The organism is Arthrobacter sp. zg-Y40, assembly GCF_020731535.1.
Lineage (GTDB): Bacteria > Actinomycetota > Actinomycetes > Actinomycetales > Micrococcaceae > Arthrobacter_B.
In genome coordinates, this window is the sequence record NZ_JAJFZS010000014.1 from 143,375 (window position 1) to 162,421 (window position 19,047).

A 19,047-nucleotide genomic window follows, 5' to 3' on the forward strand; every position below is an offset into this window, starting at 1 on the left:
CGTTCGGTTAGGAATTGTCCGGCTTGGCCACGGTCTGCTCATCCTCTTCCAGGGCGGGCTGGGAATCACGTTCCTCGTCGGCGGGGCTCTTGTCCTCCTGCGCATCCTCGAGCAGCACCTTGGTGACTTCGTCGTTGAACTCGTCGCGGGTTCCCGCAAGGTTCTCGTCTACTGCCCGGGCTCCGGGGTTGGGGACCTGTTCGGAACTGCTCATGTTTATTCTCCTGCCGTAGTGGGGAAGTGAAACGCGTGCGTCTGTCCACCCTTGCACAAACCGGTGCAGATTTCGCCCCGCGGTTATCCGGCCGGCGCCGGTTCCAGCTCCGGTCCGGCATACGTCGGTTCGCGCCTCTTAATCACCCGGATGACCATGGCGGTCACCGGCACAAACAGGAACTCGACCAGTGTCTTGTACAGGAACCCGAACACCACATAGTTGAGGAACCCGCCGGCGTCGGTAATCCCGATCACCGGTGCGGCGATGGCGCAGAAGATGAGTGTGTCGGCGAATTCACCCACCCCGGTGGAGGCCATCAGCCGGCCCACCAGGGCTTTTTCGCGGAACCGTTCCTTCATCCGCACCAGCACCATGGAATTCAGCAGCTGCCCGGCCAGGAACCCGAGCAGGCTGGCGGCCACAATCTGCCAGACCGGGCCGAGGGCCACCTCCAGCGCCGCCTGCTTCTGGAGCCCGTACGCGTCAGTGAACCCGGGCAGCGCAATGATGATGGCAAAACTGACGACGGCGAGCAGCGCCATGGCGAACCCGGTGAAGATCGCGCGTCGGGCGGCCTTGAAGCCGTACACCTCGCTGACCACGTCGCCCAGGATGTAGGCCAGCGGGAAAAGGAAGAACCCGCCGTCGGTCACAATCTCCCAGCCGCCCGGGAGGGCAAACTGCACGCCTTTGGTGGCGCCGATGTTGGAGATAACGATGACCACGCACATGAGCGTCAGGATCAAGTCGTACTGGGAGCTCCCGCGGGAGGCGTAGGTTGCCGCGGTTTTCGCAGCTGCCCGTGGCTGTGCAGTCATGGCATTTTCCGTTTCGGTAGTGGTTCGCCTGGCTTCCGCCGGCTGTATTAGCACTGTGCCCGCTGCCCCGGGCGGCCCTTCAGGACCGCATCCATTCTGCCATGCCCCGGAGGCCGGTGCGGGCCGGCCCCGCTTCCCGCTGATTCCCCGGCATCCCGGCCCGCTGAATCCCTCTTTCCCCCTGCGGCTTTCACCCTGCGGCGCGCCTTTTCGAACGCGTTCAATTCTGTGGTCTACTAAACGCTGAAATTACTGCAAAAGGGAGCATCATTGGCCGTCACCGTCAAGAGCGAACAGACGCGCCGGCTCCTCATCGAAACGGCACTTCAACTGTTCTCCGTCCAGGGCTACGAGCAGACCACCATGCGTGCCATTGCGCAGGATGCCGGGGTCTCAGTGGGCAACGCGTACTACTATTTCCGCTCCAAGGATGACCTCATCCACGAGCTCTATTCATCGCTGCAGGACGAGCACCGGTCCCTGGCGCTGCCGCTGATCCGCGAGGGGCAAAACCTCGGTGAGAATTTGAAGGTGATCCTTTCCTCGGGTTTGGCCACCATGGCCCCCTACCATGCATTCGGCAGCCACTTCCTGCGCGATGCCATGGCCTCGAACCGCCGCGCCGACGCCGCCGTCGGCCGCGGGAAGTCCATCGCCTTGTTCCGCCAGGCCGTCACGAGCGCCCGGCCGCAGCCGCCGCTGGCCATCCGCGACGACCTGCCGGAACTGCTGTGGCTGATGTACATGGCCATCACCCTCTTTTGGGTTTACGACCGTTCCCCTGACCAGCGCAGGTCCCACAGCCTGGCAGCGGGCCTTGCCCCACTGGTGGCGAAGCTGGTGATCCTCTCCCGCCTGCCCGTGGTCCGGAACATCGTCGAAGACGTGGTGCACCTGCTGCGCGGCGTCCGCCGGGACGGCTAACCCCGGGACGGCTAACCCCGGGACGGACAACCAGCACGACGGCGGGTGGCGGCGGGCAGCTCCAAGGCGCCCGGTTACGGCGCGATTTATCAGGGTGGCCGGTTCCGCCGGTTTAGGTGGAAGATAGAGCCATGTCTGCAAACACACACTCTGCCGCGGCCGCAGCTCCGGCCGTCACGCTCACCATCGCCGGTTCCGAAGCCACCGGCGGCGCCGGCGCACAAGCTGATCTGAAGACCTTCCAGGAACTGGGCGTCTACGGCATCACCGCCCTGACCTGCATTGTGTCCTTCGATCCCAAGGACTCCTGGAACCACCGCTTCGTGCCGGTGGACCCGCAGGTGATCGCCGACCAGCTCGAAGCCATCACCACCGCCTATGACCTGGACACGGTGAAGATCGGGATGCTCGGCACCCCGGCCACTATCGACGTCGTCGCCAAGGCCCTGCAGGCCCAGGACTGGAAGAACCTGGTCCTGGATCCGGTGCTTATCTGCAAGGGCCAGGAACCCGGCGCTGCGCTGGACACCGACCAGGCGCTGAAGGCACAGATCCTCCCCCTGGCCACGTTCGTCACCCCCAACCACTTTGAATCCATGTCCCTTTCCGGCATGGACTCCATCGAAACGGTCGAGGACCTGAAGGAAGCAGCCCGCCGCATCCACGAGGCCAGCGGCGCGGTGGTCCTGGCCAAGGGCGGTGTCCGGTTGGAAGGCGAGGACGCGGTGGACGTTTTCTACGACGGCGAGACCATGGAGGTGCTCCGCGCTCCCAAGGTGGGCGACGTCGCCGTCAGCGGTGCCGGCTGCACGCTGGCCGCCGCCATCACTGCCGAACTGGGCAAGGGTGCCACCCCGCTGGAAGCGGCCAAGACCGCCAAGGCATTCGTCACCGAAGGCATCCGCAACCGCGTCTCCTCGAACGCGCCGTTTGACGCGCTGTGGCAGGGCAACGCGGGCCAGGGCCCGGCCCTCTAGCGCCACCCCGGCCCTCCGAACGGGCAAAAGTTACCGTTGGGAGCGTCGAAAGGGCACGATTTACCGTTTTCTGCTGCGAAAACGGTAAATCGTGCCCTTTCGTTTTGCCGGGAGACGGATCGAGATTACTCACGGCTGGATTTCTCCGGTTCCCGTGCGGCCTTTTCAGCCCGCGGGCGCACCGGATAGCCGCTGAGGATGGAAACCCGGTTGAAGGCATTGATGGCCACGGCGGCCCACTGCAGGCAGGAGTACTGGTCATCGGTCAGCGCTTTCCGCGCCGTCTCCAGTTCCTGGTGCAGCGCCGCGGTTCCTGACTGCAGGGTGGACGCTTCGGCAATGGCGAGGGCAGCGCACTCCACCTCGCTGAACACCGCAGCGTCCCGCCAGGCCGGAAGCACCGCCAGCTGCTGCCCGCTGACGCCGGCTTCGCGGGCCAGCCGGACGTGCAGGTCCAGGCAGTAGGCACATCCGTTGAGCTGGGAGGTACGGACATTCAGCAGCTCCATCACTGACCGGGGCAGCCCCGCGTGCTCCGCCGCCTCCGCGACCTTCAGGGCCAATCCGTTTAAGGCACGCCAACTGGCCGGGTCCGACTTATCAAGAAAAAACCCTGGCATCGTGCTCCTTGGCGTCAGTAAACCCGGCGGCCGGTTCCGGCACATTCAGGGTCTCATTGCTGTTGCCCCTAAGTCTGGCGTATGTCCGGTTATCGGTTGCATCCATGACAAACCATGGCCGGGGGCGTCCTGGGTTTTTGAATCTCTGCCTGCACCGCATACCCGCCGAACCGGCTTCGGACAGGGGCACGGAATAACGCCACACGGTGTGCTGTTCAATCACCGGGCAAGGGGCCGGATAGAGCCCGCTTACCTGCTTCCATCCGCCTATTGGAAACGAGGAATCATGAAATCCCGTAATTCGCTCCGCTCGCTCAAGGCCCTTCCCGGCAGCCAGGTGGTGCGCCGTCGGCGGAGGCTCTTTGTCATTAACAAGAAGAACCCGCGGATCAAGGCCCGCCAAGGCTAATCACAGGGGATGATCCGGCGCTGCGGCGCCCCTCGGGGTCCGCCGCAGCACCGGCATTAATCTTCCGGAGAATAGCGCGAAAGATAACTGCTCAACCGGCATAAAACAATAGGCCGGCAGGTAATTCGCATTGTGGGACACCAACCTTTGCAGGGCGGGATTGCTCGTCTATTGTGTGCCTACGGCTGCTTGGTTTGGGGGCCGTTACGTGCACGCTGACACTCCTGACGGGGGTTGGAGGCACAACGGAAACCTGCCGCAGTGTGTCAGCAGCCGGTGCAAAGTCTCTTGGACATGCCCGGTAGCGCTCGGCGGAATGTTCAAGGAGCACAATGAGATTGTCCATCCACCACAAACCCGGCGCGGTTCTCACTGCCGCATTCGCCGGGATCGCACTCACAGCGTCCCTGGGCCTGCCGGCCCAGGCCACCGCGGTACCAGAGGCACCTACCAACAACGACGGACTCGCCCAGGGCATATCGCTTGAGCAGTTCCAGGCGCAGAAGGTATCCCCGAGCCTGCGCGACGCCTCAGGCCAGGTCTCCGTCTACGTCCAGTTCACCGGTGAAGGCGCCTTTGAACAGACGCAGCCCCAAGAGGTCAAGGAAGGCAAAGCGGAGCCGGTGGTGAACAAGCCGCTGGTCGAAGAAATCCGCAGCAACATCGCTTCCCAGGCTGAATCCGTGGCTCAGGAAGCCGAGGCCAGCACCCTCTACACCACCACTAACACCCTTCCCGGCACGGCCATCGTGGGTGACGCTGAGGCTATCCGCGCGCTGGCAGGGCGTGACGATGTCCAGCGCATCACCAAGATTGTGTCGAAGTCTGTGGACAACAAGGGAACGGACATCGACACCCGTGCACTGAACACCTGGGTGGAGCGCCAGCAGACGGGCAAGGGCATCACCATCGCCGTCCTGGACACCGGCATTGACTACACCCACAGCGATTTCGGCGGTCCCGGCACGCTGGAGGCCTACGCAGCAGCGCAGGCATCGCCCATCATTCCCACCGCGGACAGCGGCCTGCTGGATGCGGCCAAGTTCATCGGCGGCTATGACCTGGTGGGCGACGACTACAACGCTGATCCAAGATCCCCCACGTACCAGCCTGTCCCCAAGCCTGACCTGAACCCGCTGGACTGCGGCGGTCACGGCAGCCACGTCTCCGGCACCGCAGCAGGCTACGGCACCAACAATGACGGCACCACCTTCCGCGGCGACTACTCCAAGCTGACGGCGGAACAGGTCAATTCGATGCGGATCGGACCCGGTTCCGCCCCCGAAGCGTCCCTGGTGGGCATCCGCGTCTTCGGCTGTGAGGGCTCCTCCGACGTGGTGGGCCAGGCCCTGGACTATGTACTCGATCCCAACGGTGACGGTGACTTCTCCGACCGCGCGCAGGTTGTGAACATGTCTCTGGGCTCTGACTACTCCCCCGTGGACGATCCCGAAAATGACATTGTCAACAAGCTCACCGAGCAGGGCATCCTCTCTGTTGTCGCATCGGGCAACGCCGGAGATGTATACGACGTCGGCGGTTCCCCGGGCAATGCCAAATCCGCGCTGACAGTGGCCAGCACCATCGGTTCCCAGGTCACCCTGGACCGCGCCGATGTCCTCGCCCCCGCCGAACTCGCAGGGACGGCTTCCGGCCAGTACTCGTCGAACTTCAACTATTCCAACCCGGACGTCACGGAAGCCCAGCTCACCGGAACCGTGGTCGCCGCCCCGGCGGACAACGCCTTTGGCTGCAACCCGTTCCCGGCCGGCTCACTGACCGGCAAATGGGTTTGGCTCCAGTGGGAAGCGGACGGTGCGTTCCCCTGCGGCTCCGGCGTCCGTTTCAACAACGCCCAGGCTGCCGGTGCCACCGGTGTCGTCTTGGATTCCCCGCGGGCGGTCTTTGACGCCGGAATCGGCGGCAACGCCACCATCCCCGGTATCCAGCTGAACGCTGCCTCCTCCGACCGGCTGCGTCCGGCCGCGGTGGCGGGCACCCTGACCCTGCGTTTGTCCCCCGCGTACAAGGCCACCACATCCGGTCCCTCCGGCGTCGGTGACACTGTCAGCTCCTTCTCGTCCCGCGGCGTGCACGGCTCCAACGGCGTGGTGAAGCCCGACGTCGCTGCTCCCGGCTCTGCCATCGGCTCCGTAGCCGTGGGCTCGGGCGACGGCGCCGCCGTCAACAGCGGCACGTCCATGGCCACTCCCCATGTGGCCGGCATTGCCGCCCTGGTCTACGCCGCCACGGACCTGAACCCGTATCAGGTGAAGACGGCCATCATGAACACCGCAACCCATGACGTGATCGCCGCCAACGGAGCCGTCCACGCTCCGAACCGCGTCGGTTCAGGCCGTGTGGATGCCTTGGATGCCGTCAGCACCAAGGTGCTGGCCTACGCCACTGAGGATCCCGCCCTGACCAGCGTGAACTTCGGTGTGTTGGAACTCGGCAAGGAAGCACTTGTCCTCACCAAGCAGATCACGGTGGAAAACAGGTCCGACCGGCCTATGTCCTACAACGTCAGCTACCTGCAGGCCTCGGCCATGCCCGGCGTCGTTATCAGCACCACCCCCTCGGTGAACGTGCCGGCCAACGGCAAGGCCTCCGTGGATGTCACGCTGAGCATTTCGGATCCGGCAGCCCTGGCCAAGACCATGGACCCGGCCGCTGACGCCACACAGCTGGGCATCACCCGGCAGTTCCTGGCCGATGTGTCCGGGCGGGTGCAGCTGACCGCCAACGGCACGCCTACCCTGCGTGTCCCGGTCTACTCTGCCCCGAAGCCGACCTCGGACATGAGCGCGGGCAAGGAAATTGCCTTCGCAGATTCCGAGGCGCTGAAGAGCACGGTCACCCTGCAGGGACGCGACCTCAACCAGGGCACGGGTGCTTCACGCTACCTGTCCCTGGTCTCGCCCCTGGTCCTGGGTGCCGAGAGCCCGCGGTTGGCATCTGTAAAGATGGATTCCATGTACGCCCTCGACGTGCAGGCAGTGGGCGCTTCGTCCACTGTCCCGACCGTAAAGGCCGCCGGCGGTGACCTGCAGCAGTCCCTGGTCAACTTCGGCGTAAGCACATGGGATAACTGGCCCATCCTGGGCGGCGCCACCGAGATTGATGTGGAGATTGACACCAACGGTGACTCGGTTCCCGACTTCGTGACGTTCACGAGCCGCGCCGACGACGTGGACATTGTCCTCATCTCGACCTACCGCCTGAACGCCGACGGAACTGCGGTGCAGGTGGACCAGACCGCAGCCAACGGGGTCCAGGGCAACACGGACACCAACACGTTCGACACCAACGCAGTGACCCTGCCGGTGCGGGCTGCAGCCCTGGGCCTGGACGTCAACGCCGCATCGGCGCCGCTCCAGTACCGGGTCACCACATGGAGCCCGTACAACGTGAATGACGCAGGTCAGAGTGTGGCCGTGGACAGCACCGGATACGTGGCGTTCGACGCCGCCAACCCGGCGTTGACCTTCAACGGTGCCACGCCGAGCGCCCTGTTTGCGGACGTGAACGGCGGCAAAATCGATGTAACCCGCCGTGCGGGAACCACCGATGCCAAGGCGCTGTTCCTGCACCTGCACAACGCTACCGGTGACCTCAGCGGCACCAACGGCGACGGCGGCCGTGCGGAAATCCTGCCCATCAAGGTTCCGGCCAAGGCAACGCCTACGCCCACGCCGACGCCTACCCAGACGGCCACGCCGAAGCCGACGGCTACACCCAAGCCGACTCCGACGTCCACGCCTAAGCCCACTGCCACGCCAAAGCCGACGGCTACACCCAAGCCGACGGCCACGCCCAAGCCCACGCCGGCCAACCCGGTCAGCGCGGTCAGCGCGGTCAGCAAGTGCTCCGGCTCCGGCGCGGAGATTGCAGTGACGGTCAAGAACACCGGCACCAAGCAGGCTGACATCACGGTGAAGTCGAGCTACGGCACCGTGACGGTCAAGAACCTGGGGGCCGGCAAGAGCAAGTCCGTGACCATCAAGACCAAGCAGTCCTCCATCAAGGGCGGCGAAGTCACGGCCAACTACACCTTCAACGGCAAGGGCAAGACCGAGAAGGCAAGCTACAAGGCCAAGTTCGAAGGCCAGAAGTGCAAGGGCGGACACGGTGGTGGCCACGGCCACGGCCGCAGCTAACCCGTAATCCCGGTGCGGAGGTAACTCCGCACCGGGATACAACCCCTGGTTAGACAGCAGCGGACTCCGGCACACGCCGGGGTCCGCTGCTGTCTTTCGCGAGGCCCTAAGCGCCGTACGTGGCGCCGTAGGGGCCTGGAGGAAGGCGGCTTTAATATTCCCGCGAGCTCTGCGAGCGAGGAATTTCGTTGCCGCCGATCCAGCCCCCGTAGGGGCCATCCCTACGGGCCCTACTTGTCCAGTTTGGACATCCGCCGGTCCGCGAGGATCTTGCCGCCGGTCTGGCAGGTGGGACAGTACTGCAGCGAGGAATCGGCGAAGGAGACTTCCCGGACGGTGTCCCCGCACACCGGGCACGGCTGGCCAGTGCGGGCATGGACCTGCATGGCCTGCCGCTTGGAGTCCTTGAGCTCCGACGCCGGGCGGCCGGAGGCTGCGGCAATGGCCGCCTCCAGCGTGGTCCGCATGGCAACGAACAGCCGGCCTGCCTCGTCTGCGTCCAGCTTGGAGGCGTTGGCGAACGGTGAGAGGCGGGCTGCATGCAGGATTTCGTCGCTGTAGGCATTGCCTATCCCGGCAATGGCCGACTGGTCCCGGAGCAAGCCCTTGATCTGGCCGCGGTGGGCGGAAAGCAGCGCAGCAAAGGCATCAAAGCCGACGTCGAGCGCTTCCGGCCCCAGCCGCTCCAACCCCGGCACTTCCTCCAGGTTCCGCACCAGGTACACGGCCAGTGACTTCTTGGTTCCAGCTTCGGTGAGGTCGAAGCCGGGCTCTTTGCCGTCGTCGCCGGCCGCGAACCGCACCCGCAGCGCCATGGCGCCTTTCCCTGGCCGCAGCCGCCCCGCCTTCAGCGCGTCGGACCAGCGCAGCCAGCCGGCCTTGGCCAGATGCATCACCAAATGCACGCCGCCCGCCGTGACCACCAGGAATTTGCCCCGCCGCTCCACCGCCTCCACCGCCTGGCCGTGGAGCGCGTCCAGCGGCACCCCGGCGGTCTTCAGCACAGCGAACGAAAGCACTTCCACGTCGGAAACGACGGCGGGCGGCGCCTCGGCCGGGAGGAGCTTGGTCCGCAGGAAATCGGCAAGTCCCTGCACTTCGGGCATCTCAGGCATGGCCCTACCCTATGCGGTGGTCACGGACGCGTCACTGCTCCGAATGGGACTGCAGGAAGGAGTACACCTCGGTCTCGTCCACACCGGGGAACGCACCCGGCGGCAGTGCGGCCAGCAGATGCGAATGTGCCCGGGCGCTGGGCCACGCGAAGCCGGACCACTCCGAAGAGAGCTCGCCCGGAGGCGTGCGGCAGCAGTCCGGATCCGGGCAGCGGGATTTGGACCGCTCCGAGGTGTCCCGACCGCGGAACCACTTCACATGCTGATACGGCAGCCCGATGCTCACGGAGAACTTGCCCGCCGAGCCCCGCTCCACCCGGGCGGTGCACCAGTAGGTCCCGGCCGGCGTGTCCGTGTACTGGTTGAACGCGCTGAACTGGTCCGGCACCGAAAACACTTCCCGCGACGTCCAGTACCGGCAAATCGGCTGGCCTTCAATGGCGCCGGTGTGGTCCGCAGGGAACGTCACGCCGTCGTTCTCATAGGCCTTGTACACAATCCCGCTCTCGTGCACCTTCTGGAAGTGCGTGGGGATGCCCAGGTGCTCGGTGGCAAGGTTGGTGAACCGGTGCGCCGCCGTTTCATAGGACACCGCAAACGCGTCGCGGATATCTTCCACCGCAATTTCCTTGGCTGCCTTGGCCCGCTGCAGGAAATCGACTGTGGCCTTCTCCGGCAACAGCAGCGCCGCGGCGAAGTAATTGGTAGCCACCCGCTGGCCGAGGAACTCCCCATAGCTGCTGGGCGTCTGATGCTGCAGGACAAAGTGTCCCAGCGCCTGCAGCAGCACGGACCGCGGATCGTGCTCCGAACGCTGCGACTGGGTCAGGTAGATGCGGCGGTTCTTCAGGTCGGTCACGGAGCGGGTGGAGTGCGGCAGGTCGTTCACGTGGTGCAGGCTGAAACCCAAGTGGGCGGCAATGTCAGCGATGACGTGCTGGGACAGCGGCCCGGAGGTGTGCCCCACGGACTTCAGCACCTTCTGCGCCTCGGCCTCGTACTCCGGGAAGTAGTTGTTCCGCTCCCGCATCATGGCCCGCAGTTCACCGTTGGCCCGGCGTGCCTCCTCGGGTGTGGCCACCTGCTCGTCCAGCCGGCGCTCCAGTTCGGCCTGCAGCCCCACGAGGGATTCGAGCACGTCCAGCGGCAACCGCGAGCCGATGCGCACCTTCGGCAAACCCAAAGAGGCGTAGAGGGGCCCGCGCTGCGCACGTTCCAGTTCGATTTCCAGCGCTGCCCGGCGGCTTGGCGGCTCCGAGCCCAGCAGCGAATCGATGCTGACATCCAGCGCAGCCGCCAGCGCCTGCATCATGCCGAGCTTGGGTTCGCGCTTGCCGTTTTCAATCAGGGACAACTGCGATGCCACGGTTCCGACGGCGGCGCCCAGGTCATCGAGGGTCATGCCCTTGGCCTTACGCAGATGCCGTACACGGCGCCCCAGGCTGATGACGTCCAGGGTGCTATCGGTGTCGCTTGCGGACTGCTTACCGGTGGCGGCGCCCGGCTTCCGGGGCGTGGGATTGGGCCGGTTCCATGTTGTACTCGTCACGTTTTTCACGATACGCGAAGAACTGCATTTCTTTCCATAGAAAAACCCTAGAAGAGGGGTTGTTGTTGGCACAGGCTGGGTTCACAGCAGGAAATTCCGGTTTGCAGCGGACCGGTTCGAAGGAAATGAATTCGAGGAGACTTAGCAATGAGCCAGGACCAGAACACAGCCCCCACGGCCGAGCAGCTCACCCAGGAATGGGCCAGCGACCCCCGCTGGGAAGGCATCGAGCGCGACTACACCGCCGAAGACGTTGTGAAGCTGCGCGGCCGCGTCCAGGAAGAGCACACGCTGGCACGCCGCGGCGCCGAGAAGCTCTGGGACCAACTGCGCAACGCCGGCGACGAGGGCTACACCAATGCCTTGGGCGCCCTCACCGGCAACCAGGCCGTGCAGCAGGTCAAGGCCGGCCTGAAGGCCATCTACCTTTCCGGCTGGCAGGTCGCGGCCGATGCCAACAACTCCGGCCACACTTACCCGGACCAGTCCCTGTACCCGGCCAACTCGGTGCCCACCGTTGTCCGCCGCATCAACAACGCCCTGCTGCGCGCCGACCAGATCGAGTTCGCCGAAGGCATCCAGAGCGTGGATGACTACATGGTGCCGATTGTGGCCGACGCCGAGGCAGGTTTCGGCGGCCCGCTGAACGCCTACGAGCTGATGAAGTCCATGATCTCCTCCGGCGCCTCCGGCGTGCACTGGGAAGACCAGCTCGCCTCGGAGAAGAAGTGCGGCCACCTCGGCGGCAAGGTCCTGATCCCCACCGGCCAGCACATCCGCACCCTGAACGCAGCCCGCCTCGCGGCCGACGTCGCCGGCACCCCCACCGTGGTTATTGCCCGCACCGATGCCGAGGCAGCCACCCTGATCACGTCCGACGTCGACGAGCGGGACGCCGAGTTCATCACGGGCGAGCGCACAGCCGAGGGCTTCTACAAGGTCCGCAACGGCATTGAGCCCTGCATCGCCCGCGCCAAGGCCTACGCGCCCTACTCGGACCTGATCTGGATGGAGACCGGCACCCCGGATCTGGAGCTGGCCCGCAAGTTCGCCGAGGCTGTCCGCTCCGAATTCCCGGACCAGATGCTGGCGTACAACTGCTCGCCGTCCTTCAACTGGAAGAAGCACCTGGATGATGACACCATCGCCAAGTTCCAGCGCGAACTCGGCGCCATGGGCTTCAAGTTCCAGTTCATCACCCTGGCCGGCTTCCACGCCCTGAACTACTCGATGTTCGATCTGGCCCACGGCTACGCCCGCAACGGTATGAGTGCCTACGTGGAACTGCAGGAAAAGGAGTTCGGCTCCGAGTCCCGCGGCTACACCGCCACCAAGCACCAGCGTGAGGTTGGCACCGGTTACTTCGACGCCATCGCCACCGCGCTGAACCCCGAGGGCAGCACCCTGGCCCTGGCCGGTTCCACGGAATCCAGCCAGTTCCACTAACCCCGGCTCTTCAGCCGGATTCTGCGGGGGCGCCGGCCGCACCGGCCCCGCCCCCGCAGAATCACCCCACTGCTTTGAATTACCCCAAGGAGAACGCCATGAATGACCCGATCACCCTGAACGGAATTTCCCTGACCGCCCCCGCCGTGCGGCGTCAGGAAGAGATCCTCACCCCGCAGGCGTTGGACTTCGTCAAGGCGCTGCACAAGGCCACGGCCAGCCGCCGGCAGGAACTCCTGCAGCAGCGCCAGGCCCGCCGGACGCAGATCTCCAACGGCGCGGACCCGACGTTCCTGGCCGAAACCCGCAGCATCCGCGAAGACGGGACCTGGCGGGTCGCTCCCACGGCCCCCGGGCTGGAGGACCGCCGGGTGGAAATCACCGGTCCGGTGGACCGCAAGATGACCATCAATGCACTGAACTCCGGTGCCAAGGTCTGGCTGGCTGACATGGAGGACTCCTCCACGCCGTCGTGGTCCAACGTGGTCAACGGACAGCTGAACCTGCGCGACGCCCTGGACCGGAAGATCGACTTCACCTCCCCGGAAGGCAAGGAATACAAGCTCAGCGGTTCCTCTTTGACGGACCTGCCCACCATTGTGGTCCGTCCCCGCGGCTGGCACCTGCCCGAAAAGCACATGCTGATCGACAACACCCCCATTGCCGGCGGCATCGTGGACTTCGGCCTGTACTTCTTCCACAACGCGCAGCGTCTGATCTCGCAGGGCCGCGGCCCCTACTTCTACCTGCCGAAGATTGAAAACCACCTCGAAGCCCGCCTGTGGAATGACATCTTTGTGCTGGCACAGGACCTCATGGGCATCCCGCAGGGCACCATCCGGGCCACCGTGCTGATCGAAACCATCACCGCGGCCTTCGAGATGGAGGAAATCCTCTACGAACTGAAAGACCACGCCGCCGGCCTGAACGCCGGGCGCTGGGACTACATCTTCTCGGTGATCAAGAACTTCCGCACCCGCGGCCCCCGGTTTGTCCTGCCGGACCGCAACATGGTGACCATGACGGCGCCGTTCATGCGCACCTACACCGAGCAGCTGGTGCGTGCCTGCCACCGGCGCGGGGCACACGCCATCGGCGGCATGGCCGCCTTCATCCCGAACCGCAAGGACGCCGCGGCCAACGACGTCGCCATGGAGAAGGTGCGCGCCGACAAGACCCGCGAGGCCGGGGACGGTTTCGACGGCTCCTGGGTGGCGCATCCGGACCTGGTGCCGGTGGCCATGGAGGTGTTCGACGGCGTACTCGGCGAGCGCCCGAACCAGCTGGAGCGGACCCGCGAGGACGTGGTGCCCGATGACAAGGCGCTGCTGGACATTGCTTCCACCCCGGGTGTTATCACCGAGGCCGGTATCCGCAGCAACATTGAGGTGGGCATCCGCTACATCGAGTCCTGGCTGCGCGGCAACGGTGCAGCGGCCATCAACAACCTGATGGAGGACGCCGCCACAGCGGAAATCTCCCGCTCGCAGATCTGGCAGTGGATCCACACATCGGCCGTGACTGACGACGGCGAGATCGTGACGCACCAGTGGGTGGAGGAACTGCTCGACGAGGAGTTCGGCAACCTGCAGCGTTTCGACGGTGACCGGTTCAAGGACGCCCGTGAACTCTTTGAGGAAGTGGCGTGCGGGGAGCATTTCCCGACCTTCCTCACCGTGCCTGCCTACGCCCGCTTCCTGCACGAATCGCAGGAGCTGGCGCCGGCCTAACCCCTTGGGGGTAGGGGTTAGTGCGGATACCGCTTCAGTATCCGCGCAGGCAGGGACCGGGAGCGTGTTCTGCACTGTTTCGACAGTGCGGGAATGCCTCCCGGTCCTTTCTGCGTTGGAGCCGGTATGAAGATTGATATCTGGTCCGACATTGCCTGCCCGTGGTGCTACATCGGCAAGCGCCGCTTCGAGGCCGCACTGGCCGCCTTCCCGCACCGGGACGAGGTGGAAGTGCAGTGGCGCAGCTTCCAGCTCGACCCCTCCCTGCCCGAACACTACGACGGCACCGAGGCCCAGTACCTGAGCGAGCGCAAGGGCATCGATCCCGGGCAGCTGGCCGGAATGCTGGAGCAGGTCACTGTCCAGGCCGCCGGTGAGGGCCTGTCCTATGACTATGACTCGCTGGTGGTTGCCAACAGCTTCTCCGCGCACCGGCTGATCCATCTGGCCCGCGCCGAGGGCGGCAACAGCGCCGCCGACGCCGCCAAGGAGGCGCTGCTCTCCGCCCACTTCGAGAAGGGGCAGGACATCGGAGCGGTGGACACCCTTGCCGAGATCGGCAGCCGGGTAGGCCTGGATCCGGAGCGGGTGCGGTCCATGCTGGCCGCCGAGGAGTTCGCCGAGGACGTCAACACCGACATTGCCCAGGCCCGGTCACTCGGCATCAGCGGCGTGCCGTTCTTTGTGCTGGATGACAAGTACGGCATTTCCGGTGCCCAGCCCACTGACCTCTTCGCGTCGGCACTGGACCAGGCCTGGCAGGAATCCCATCCGGCCTAGGCGGGGCGGGCGGCCGGCAGCGCCGGTTCGTACAGCCACGGAGTGAGCAGCCCGGCGGCCGAAACGCCGGCTGAACCGCAAATGCGCTCGGCCAGGTCCAGGAAGTTCCCGGTATCGGCACAACTGTGCCGGTACCGGGACGTCCACTCCTGCAGGAGATAAAAGAAGGCCCCGTCCCCGGCGGCACGGCGCAGCAGATGCAGGGCCAGGGCACCACGGCGGTACACCCGTTCGTCGAACATGGCTGCCGGGCCGGGATCGGCCAGCTTTAGGTCCTGCCGCTGGCCCCGCAGCCACGCCAGCTCGCGGTGGGCCCGCTCGTCGGTATCCTCGCCGTCGGCGGCTTCGGCCCACACCCATTCCGCGTAGGTGGCAAAACCCTCGTGCAGCCAGATGTCTTTCCAGCTGCGTGCAGTCACTGAATTCCCGAACCACTGGTGGGCCAGTTCATGGGCTACCAGCGGCTCCCCCGCGGTGTCCAAATGGTTGCGGCCGAAAACGGACACCGACTGGGCTTCCAGTGGGATCTCCAGCCGGTCATCGGCGACCACCACGGTGTAGGTTTCGAATGGATACGGTCCGAACCGGGCCGTGAACAGATCCATCATGGCTTCCTGCCGGCCTAGCGCGGTCCGGGCTGCGCCTGCCAGCGAGGGCGGTACGAGAACGGACTGCGGCACCCGCCCCGGCAGATCCATGTTCCGATACCGGCCGATCTGCACGGTGGCCAGATACGTTGCCATCGGCTCGGTCTGCTCAAATACCCAGGTTTCCCGCCCCTTCCCGGCGGTCCGCGACACCAGAGCGCCGTTGCCGGCCACCCGGTAGCCTTCCTCAACGGTCACACTGAGGCGGTACCGCGCCTTTTCAGAAGGCAGGTCATTGCAGGGAAACCACGACGGCGCCCCGGTTGGCTGCCCTGCCACCAGCACCCCGTCGGTCAGTTCCTCCCAGCCGATGTCCCCCCACTGCCCGGCGTCTGGCCGCGGTTTTCCGCGGTAGCGGATGGACAGCACGAAGTTTTCGCCGCCCGCCAGCGGACGTTCCGACAGTACCTCCAGCTTTGCCCGGCGCTGCCGGAAACTGCGGACGGCCACCGGATCCCCGGCCGTGGGGTCCGCCGGGGCGAAGCCGGCATCGGCGCCTTGCCGGCACACCAGCCGCACTTCTTCCACCCGCAACCGCCGGTCCAGATCCAGGACAATCCGGTCGGTGCGGTCCGTGCGGTCCGGATGATTTCGGACGGTTCCGGCCAGGTGGGCCACGGCCGCCAGCCGGTTGGACCTGACGCTGTAGTCCAGCCGCAGGTCATAGTGGTGAATGTTCACCTCATCGCTGCCGTGGGTGGGGGTGTAAGGATCAGGGGCGCTCCGCTGCTCTCCGGCCTGCTGCATGCCGGAGAGCATGCCACGGCGGCGGGGCGGCAGGTACGCGTAGTCGGGGTCAGGGCTGCCCCGACTGGTTTACCCGTCCGGAGTTTACCCGTCCGAAGTTTTCCCGTCCCGGGGGCAAACTAGTCGTCGGAGCCGGAAAGGCCCTCTGCCGGGAGTTCTGAGGCGTATCGGATCCAGCGCAACCGGTCTTCTTCCGGCAGGCTCTCCCATGCCGGGGCTTCGGGCATCCATAGCCCGGGCAGGAACGCCATGCGTTCCTCATACAGCCGCCGGCCTGCTTCCGCTGCGTCAGCGTCCATTCAGGTAGCCCGGGGCGGCGGAAATTCGGTTCACCCCAGCAGTTTATTCAATCCAGCAGCCCAATGCAGGCCCGGCTCACCGGCTGGTGCCGCGAACGGAAGAGCCCGTCCGGGATTCTTCCGCAGCAGACCCTTCCGCCGGCGGTCCCTCCGGCAGCGGTCGTTCCGTTGGTTTCTCGGTTGGTTTCTCGGTTGGTTTCTCCGTTGATGACTCCGTTGATGGCTCCGGCCGGGTGCCGCCCGCGCCGCCGTCGGGCCCGTGTTTGCGGCCGGCGCTCCGGAAGGCCAGCCGGATCACAAACGCCATCGCGGCAACCACCGCCAGGGTGGCTGCACCGGTGGTCATGGTCTCGGCCCGGTCCTGCGCGGCTTCTGCTTTTTCTTCCGCGCGGGCCGCCACGGAGGCCACGCCGTCGGCAGCTGCCGTGGAGGTAGTGAAAACGTCATCCACCGTGCCCATCACGATGCGATCCCCGGGGACCGCGGTTTTCAGCAACCGCACCACCGTGGACAAATCCGTGGATATGCACCCCCAGGTGGGCGCGTACCCGGCGTGGAAGAAGATGGCAAAAGAGGCACCCTGGCGGGTGGGCATGTCCGGCGGGCGGTTCCAATTGATGACGGCCGCCTGCTCGTATAGTCCCTGCTGCATGTACCCCCAAAGGTTTTCATCCGCCGGCCCGCCCGTGCCCTCGAAGTACTGGTTGTAGCTGGGACCGTGTTCCCCGCCCCACCGCGAGGCGGGGTTCAGCGTGTAATAGGCCAGCTGCGTTCCGGGATTGGAACGTCCCAGGGCCTCCGTAATCGTGAAGGACCCGGTCGGCGAATACAGCGTGTTCTCCCACATGCTTCCCGGCGGGGCGAACCCGTTGCGGCCGCTGAACCCCCACGACTTCCACTCCTGCACGTAGCTGTCCCCTTGGCGTACACAGCCGATCAGGCGGGTCTCCGTGGCGCCGTACGTTTCCGCCGTAGCGAAGGTGACGCGCTCGGCATCGGCCACGTCGTACCGCACCTCCCCCGCGGTGAGGCGGGCGCACGGGTCCGCGTCCTGCGGAGAGGCAGCAGCTGGCGCCGCGAGCAGCGCCGAGCCGAACACAGCGCCCAGCACAGCCCTCAGCATCCGCTGCCGGGAGGTTAAAGGCATCAGCTGCGCTGCCGGTTACGGTGCCTGCCCCGGGCCTCTGCTTCCAGTGCCTGCCGCCTCCCCATGGGCGGCGGCGGTGGTGCAGTCGAGGCGGAAGCGGCGGAAGGGGAAACTCTGTCCGGCTGGATGGACGGCGGAGTGGATGGCGGCGGTGGTGCCGCGCTGCGGATCGAAAACGGCTGCACTTCCGTCCCGGCCGGCGTCCCGGAGGGGAGGCGGGCCTCGCCGGGCTTCCGTTCCGCTCCGTATTCGGCAGTCCGTTGAGCGGCCGCTTTTCTGCCCGCCCGTTCCAGATATGTGCTGCGGACCCGTTTAGACGCTTCGGATACAACCCGTTCGAGCGGGCCCTGCGCGTTGAACCGTTGCCAGGCGTAGGCGAAGCCGGTCACGATCATGAGCTGCACAATCAGGGACAGGGGCGGCCGGTCCTCGAGCAGGCCGGTGGCCAGGAGCAACAGATGCAGTGAGTACAGGGTCAGGGTCATTTTCCCCAGGACGGCCAGTGGGGCAAGCACTGCGGAGGCTGCCTTGCCCAGCAGGAGGAGGATTCCGAGGAACGCCACCGCCGTGCCGATTGTATTGAGCAGGACCAGCGGCGTGCTGGAGTAGGGCGTCAAGGAAGCCAACCACCACCACGTGTCCGTTGGCAGCGTGGGATCCGGGCCCCACATCAGGGTGTCGTACACGGTCTCCTCGGGGGTGGAGGACCATACAGAGGCAGCGTCCACCAGCTGGTCCCGGCCGCCCAGCGGTCCCAGCAGAAATGCCGACAGGGCCGCTGTGGCTACGGCGAGGCCCACTCCGGCCACGACCAGCCGGAGCTGGACCTTGCGCTCGGCGAGGTCCAGCCGCCCAATGGCCAGTCCCGCGCATACATAGGCCATCCAGGGCAGGGCCGGATAAGTGCCGCTGAGCAGCACCTGGCCCAAGACATCCCCCGGCGCCTGCACCAGCGTGGAAAAATTCGGTTCCACCCCGCCCATGTCGGCCAGTGAGTCCCTGGTTGCCTGCATCAGCACCGGGGCGGTGAGGGCGATCAGCGCCGAAAGGATCAGGAGTGTCCGCGCACGCAGCCGAAGCAACGGCAGCGCCAGCAGGAACATCACCCCGTAATAGACCAGGATGACCTGTGCGTAGATCACCAGGAATCCCAGCAAAAGCCCGATGACGGTGATCAGGACCGCGCGCACGGCCAGCCCCAGCCGCGCCGCCGTCATGCGCTCGCCGCGCGGCGGATACTGCCCTCCGGACATAAAGGCCAGGGATACCCCGGCCAGGAGGGCAAACAGTGCAGCGCCCCGTCCTGCGAATACCAGCCAGGTGAAGGTAGGTTCAAAGTCTTCGTTCCAGCCGGGAAGGACGTGGATGGCCATCATTGCCACCAACGCCGCCCCCCTGGCTGCGTCGACGCCCCCTATGCGGCGTTTGGCCGCGCCTGTCCGGGTCGGTTCACTCACCGCCA

16 protein-coding genes are annotated in these 19,047 nt (G+C 65.7%); 7 read left to right on the plus strand and 9 right to left on the minus strand.

Annotated features, from left to right (window positions below; all coding sequences use genetic code 11):
* Positions 1-7: 7 nt before the first annotated feature.
* Positions 8-214, minus strand: a complete 207-nt coding sequence (locus LJ754_RS14585; protein ID WP_227927123.1) for a hypothetical protein — start codon at positions 212-214, stop codon at positions 8-10.
* 83 nt (positions 215-297) lie between these two features.
* On the minus strand, positions 298-1,035 hold the full coding sequence (locus tag LJ754_RS14590) for a queuosine precursor transporter (RefSeq protein ID WP_227927124.1): 738 nt from the start codon (positions 1,033-1,035) through the stop codon (positions 298-300).
* Positions 1,036-1,305: 270 nt separating this feature from the next.
* Here LJ754_RS14590 and LJ754_RS14595 point away from each other — a divergent pair, with 270 nt between their 5' ends.
* Complete coding sequence (locus LJ754_RS14595; protein WP_227927125.1) at positions 1,306-1,959, plus strand: TetR/AcrR family transcriptional regulator; 654 nt, start codon at positions 1,306-1,308, stop codon at positions 1,957-1,959.
* A 131-nt stretch (positions 1,960-2,090) separates the two neighbouring features.
* The gene (thiD, locus tag LJ754_RS14600) at positions 2,091-2,936 is read left to right on the plus strand and encodes a bifunctional hydroxymethylpyrimidine kinase/phosphomethylpyrimidine kinase (RefSeq protein ID WP_227927126.1); all 846 of its coding nucleotides are present in this window, start codon (positions 2,091-2,093) and stop codon (positions 2,934-2,936) included.
* Between the two features lie 125 nt (positions 2,937-3,061).
* Here the strand turns inward: thiD and LJ754_RS14605 are convergent, their stop codons facing one another.
* Positions 3,062-3,499: a carboxymuconolactone decarboxylase family protein gene (locus LJ754_RS14605; protein WP_331461530.1), complete on the minus strand. Its 438-nt coding sequence runs from the start codon at positions 3,497-3,499 to the stop codon at positions 3,062-3,064.
* A 343-nt stretch (positions 3,500-3,842) separates the two neighbouring features.
* Here LJ754_RS14605 and LJ754_RS14610 point away from each other — a divergent pair, with 343 nt between their 5' ends.
* Together LJ754_RS14610 and LJ754_RS14615 are read left to right on the plus strand one after the other, a co-directional pair.
* Positions 3,843-3,965, plus strand: a complete 123-nt coding sequence (locus LJ754_RS14610; RefSeq protein WP_227927128.1) for a ribosomal protein bL36 — start codon at positions 3,843-3,845, stop codon at positions 3,963-3,965.
* A gap of 332 nt (positions 3,966-4,297) precedes the next feature.
* Positions 4,298-8,125, plus strand: a complete 3,828-nt coding sequence (locus LJ754_RS14615) for a S8 family peptidase (RefSeq protein WP_227927129.1) — start codon at positions 4,298-4,300, stop codon at positions 8,123-8,125.
* 230 nt (positions 8,126-8,355) lie between these two features.
* Here LJ754_RS14615 and LJ754_RS14620 read toward each other — a convergent pair whose 3' ends face one another.
* Positions 8,356-9,240: an Fpg/Nei family DNA glycosylase gene (locus LJ754_RS14620; RefSeq protein WP_227927130.1), complete on the minus strand. Its 885-nt coding sequence runs from the start codon at positions 9,238-9,240 to the stop codon at positions 8,356-8,358.
* 31 nt (positions 9,241-9,271) lie between these two features.
* The gene (locus LJ754_RS14625) at positions 9,272-10,789 is read right to left on the minus strand and encodes a helix-turn-helix domain-containing protein (RefSeq protein ID WP_331461531.1); all 1,518 of its coding nucleotides are present in this window, start codon (positions 10,787-10,789) and stop codon (positions 9,272-9,274) included.
* Positions 10,790-10,936: 147 nt separating this feature from the next.
* On the opposite strand from LJ754_RS14625, the gene aceA reads away from it, so the two are divergent.
* The 3 genes from aceA (at position 10,937) to LJ754_RS14640 (ending at position 14,745) form a co-directional block, all read left to right on the plus strand.
* On the plus strand, positions 10,937-12,235 hold the full coding sequence (aceA, locus tag LJ754_RS14630) for an isocitrate lyase (RefSeq protein ID WP_227927132.1): 1,299 nt from the start codon (positions 10,937-10,939) through the stop codon (positions 12,233-12,235).
* Between the two features lie 98 nt (positions 12,236-12,333).
* Positions 12,334-13,965: a malate synthase A gene (gene aceB, locus LJ754_RS14635; RefSeq protein ID WP_227913091.1), complete on the plus strand. Its 1,632-nt coding sequence runs from the start codon at positions 12,334-12,336 to the stop codon at positions 13,963-13,965.
* Positions 13,966-14,091: 126 nt separating this feature from the next.
* Positions 14,092-14,745 (plus strand): DsbA family oxidoreductase, encoded by a 654-nt coding sequence (locus LJ754_RS14640; RefSeq protein WP_227927133.1) that lies wholly within the window; start codon positions 14,092-14,094, stop codon positions 14,743-14,745.
* Here LJ754_RS14640 and LJ754_RS14645 read toward each other — a convergent pair.
* The 4 genes from LJ754_RS14645 to LJ754_RS14660 all read right to left on the minus strand — a co-directional run bounded on the left by LJ754_RS14645 (position 14,742) and on the right by LJ754_RS14660 (position 19,042).
* On the minus strand, positions 14,742-16,139 hold the full coding sequence (locus LJ754_RS14645; protein ID WP_227927134.1) for a M1 family metallopeptidase: 1,398 nt from the start codon (positions 16,137-16,139) through the stop codon (positions 14,742-14,744). The two genes, LJ754_RS14640 and LJ754_RS14645, sit on opposite strands and share 4 nt — an antisense overlap.
* Before the next feature lie 119 nt (positions 16,140-16,258).
* On the minus strand, positions 16,259-16,438 hold the full coding sequence (locus LJ754_RS14650) for a hypothetical protein (RefSeq protein ID WP_227913088.1): 180 nt from the start codon (positions 16,436-16,438) through the stop codon (positions 16,259-16,261).
* 76 nt (positions 16,439-16,514) lie between these two features.
* Positions 16,515-17,585 carry a hypothetical protein gene (locus tag LJ754_RS14655; protein ID WP_227927135.1) on the minus strand — a complete coding sequence of 357 codons (1,071 nt, stop codon included), beginning with the start codon at positions 17,583-17,585 and terminating at the stop codon, positions 16,515-16,517.
* Positions 17,585-19,042 (minus strand): heparan-alpha-glucosaminide N-acetyltransferase domain-containing protein, encoded by a 1,458-nt coding sequence (locus LJ754_RS14660; protein WP_227927136.1) that lies wholly within the window; start codon positions 19,040-19,042, stop codon positions 17,585-17,587. The genes LJ754_RS14655 and LJ754_RS14660 overlap by 1 nt, the downstream gene beginning before the upstream one ends.
* Positions 19,043-19,047 lie beyond the last annotated feature (5 nt).

What these genes read in the sequence shown, in the direction of transcription:
- LJ754_RS14585 (WP_227927123.1), bottom strand. Translation starts at nt 214, where the DNA reads ATGAGCAGTTCCGAACAGGTCCCCAACCCCGGAGCCCGGGCAGTAGAC.
- LJ754_RS14590 (WP_227927124.1), bottom strand. Translation starts at nt 1,035, where the DNA reads ATGACTGCACAGCCACGGGCAGCTGCGAAAACCGCGGCAACCTACGCC.
- thiD (WP_227927126.1), top strand. Translation starts at nt 2,091, where the DNA reads ATGTCTGCAAACACACACTCTGCCGCGGCCGCAGCTCCGGCCGTCACG.
- LJ754_RS14610 (WP_227927128.1), top strand. Translation starts at nt 3,843, where the DNA reads ATGAAATCCCGTAATTCGCTCCGCTCGCTCAAGGCCCTTCCCGGCAGC.
- LJ754_RS14615 (WP_227927129.1), top strand. Translation starts at nt 4,298, where the DNA reads ATGAGATTGTCCATCCACCACAAACCCGGCGCGGTTCTCACTGCCGCA.
- LJ754_RS14620 (WP_227927130.1), bottom strand. Translation starts at nt 9,240, where the DNA reads ATGCCTGAGATGCCCGAAGTGCAGGGACTTGCCGATTTCCTGCGGACC.
- aceA (WP_227927132.1), top strand. Translation starts at nt 10,937, where the DNA reads ATGAGCCAGGACCAGAACACAGCCCCCACGGCCGAGCAGCTCACCCAG.
- aceB (WP_227913091.1), top strand. Translation starts at nt 12,334, where the DNA reads ATGAATGACCCGATCACCCTGAACGGAATTTCCCTGACCGCCCCCGCC.
- LJ754_RS14640 (WP_227927133.1), top strand. Translation starts at nt 14,092, where the DNA reads ATGAAGATTGATATCTGGTCCGACATTGCCTGCCCGTGGTGCTACATC.
- LJ754_RS14645 (WP_227927134.1), bottom strand. Translation starts at nt 16,139, where the DNA reads ATGCAGCAGGCCGGAGAGCAGCGGAGCGCCCCTGATCCTTACACCCCC.
- LJ754_RS14650 (WP_227913088.1), bottom strand. Translation starts at nt 16,438, where the DNA reads ATGGACGCTGACGCAGCGGAAGCAGGCCGGCGGCTGTATGAGGAACGC.
- LJ754_RS14655 (WP_227927135.1), bottom strand. Translation starts at nt 17,585, where the DNA reads ATGCCTTTAACCTCCCGGCAGCGGATGCTGAGGGCTGTGCTGGGCGCT.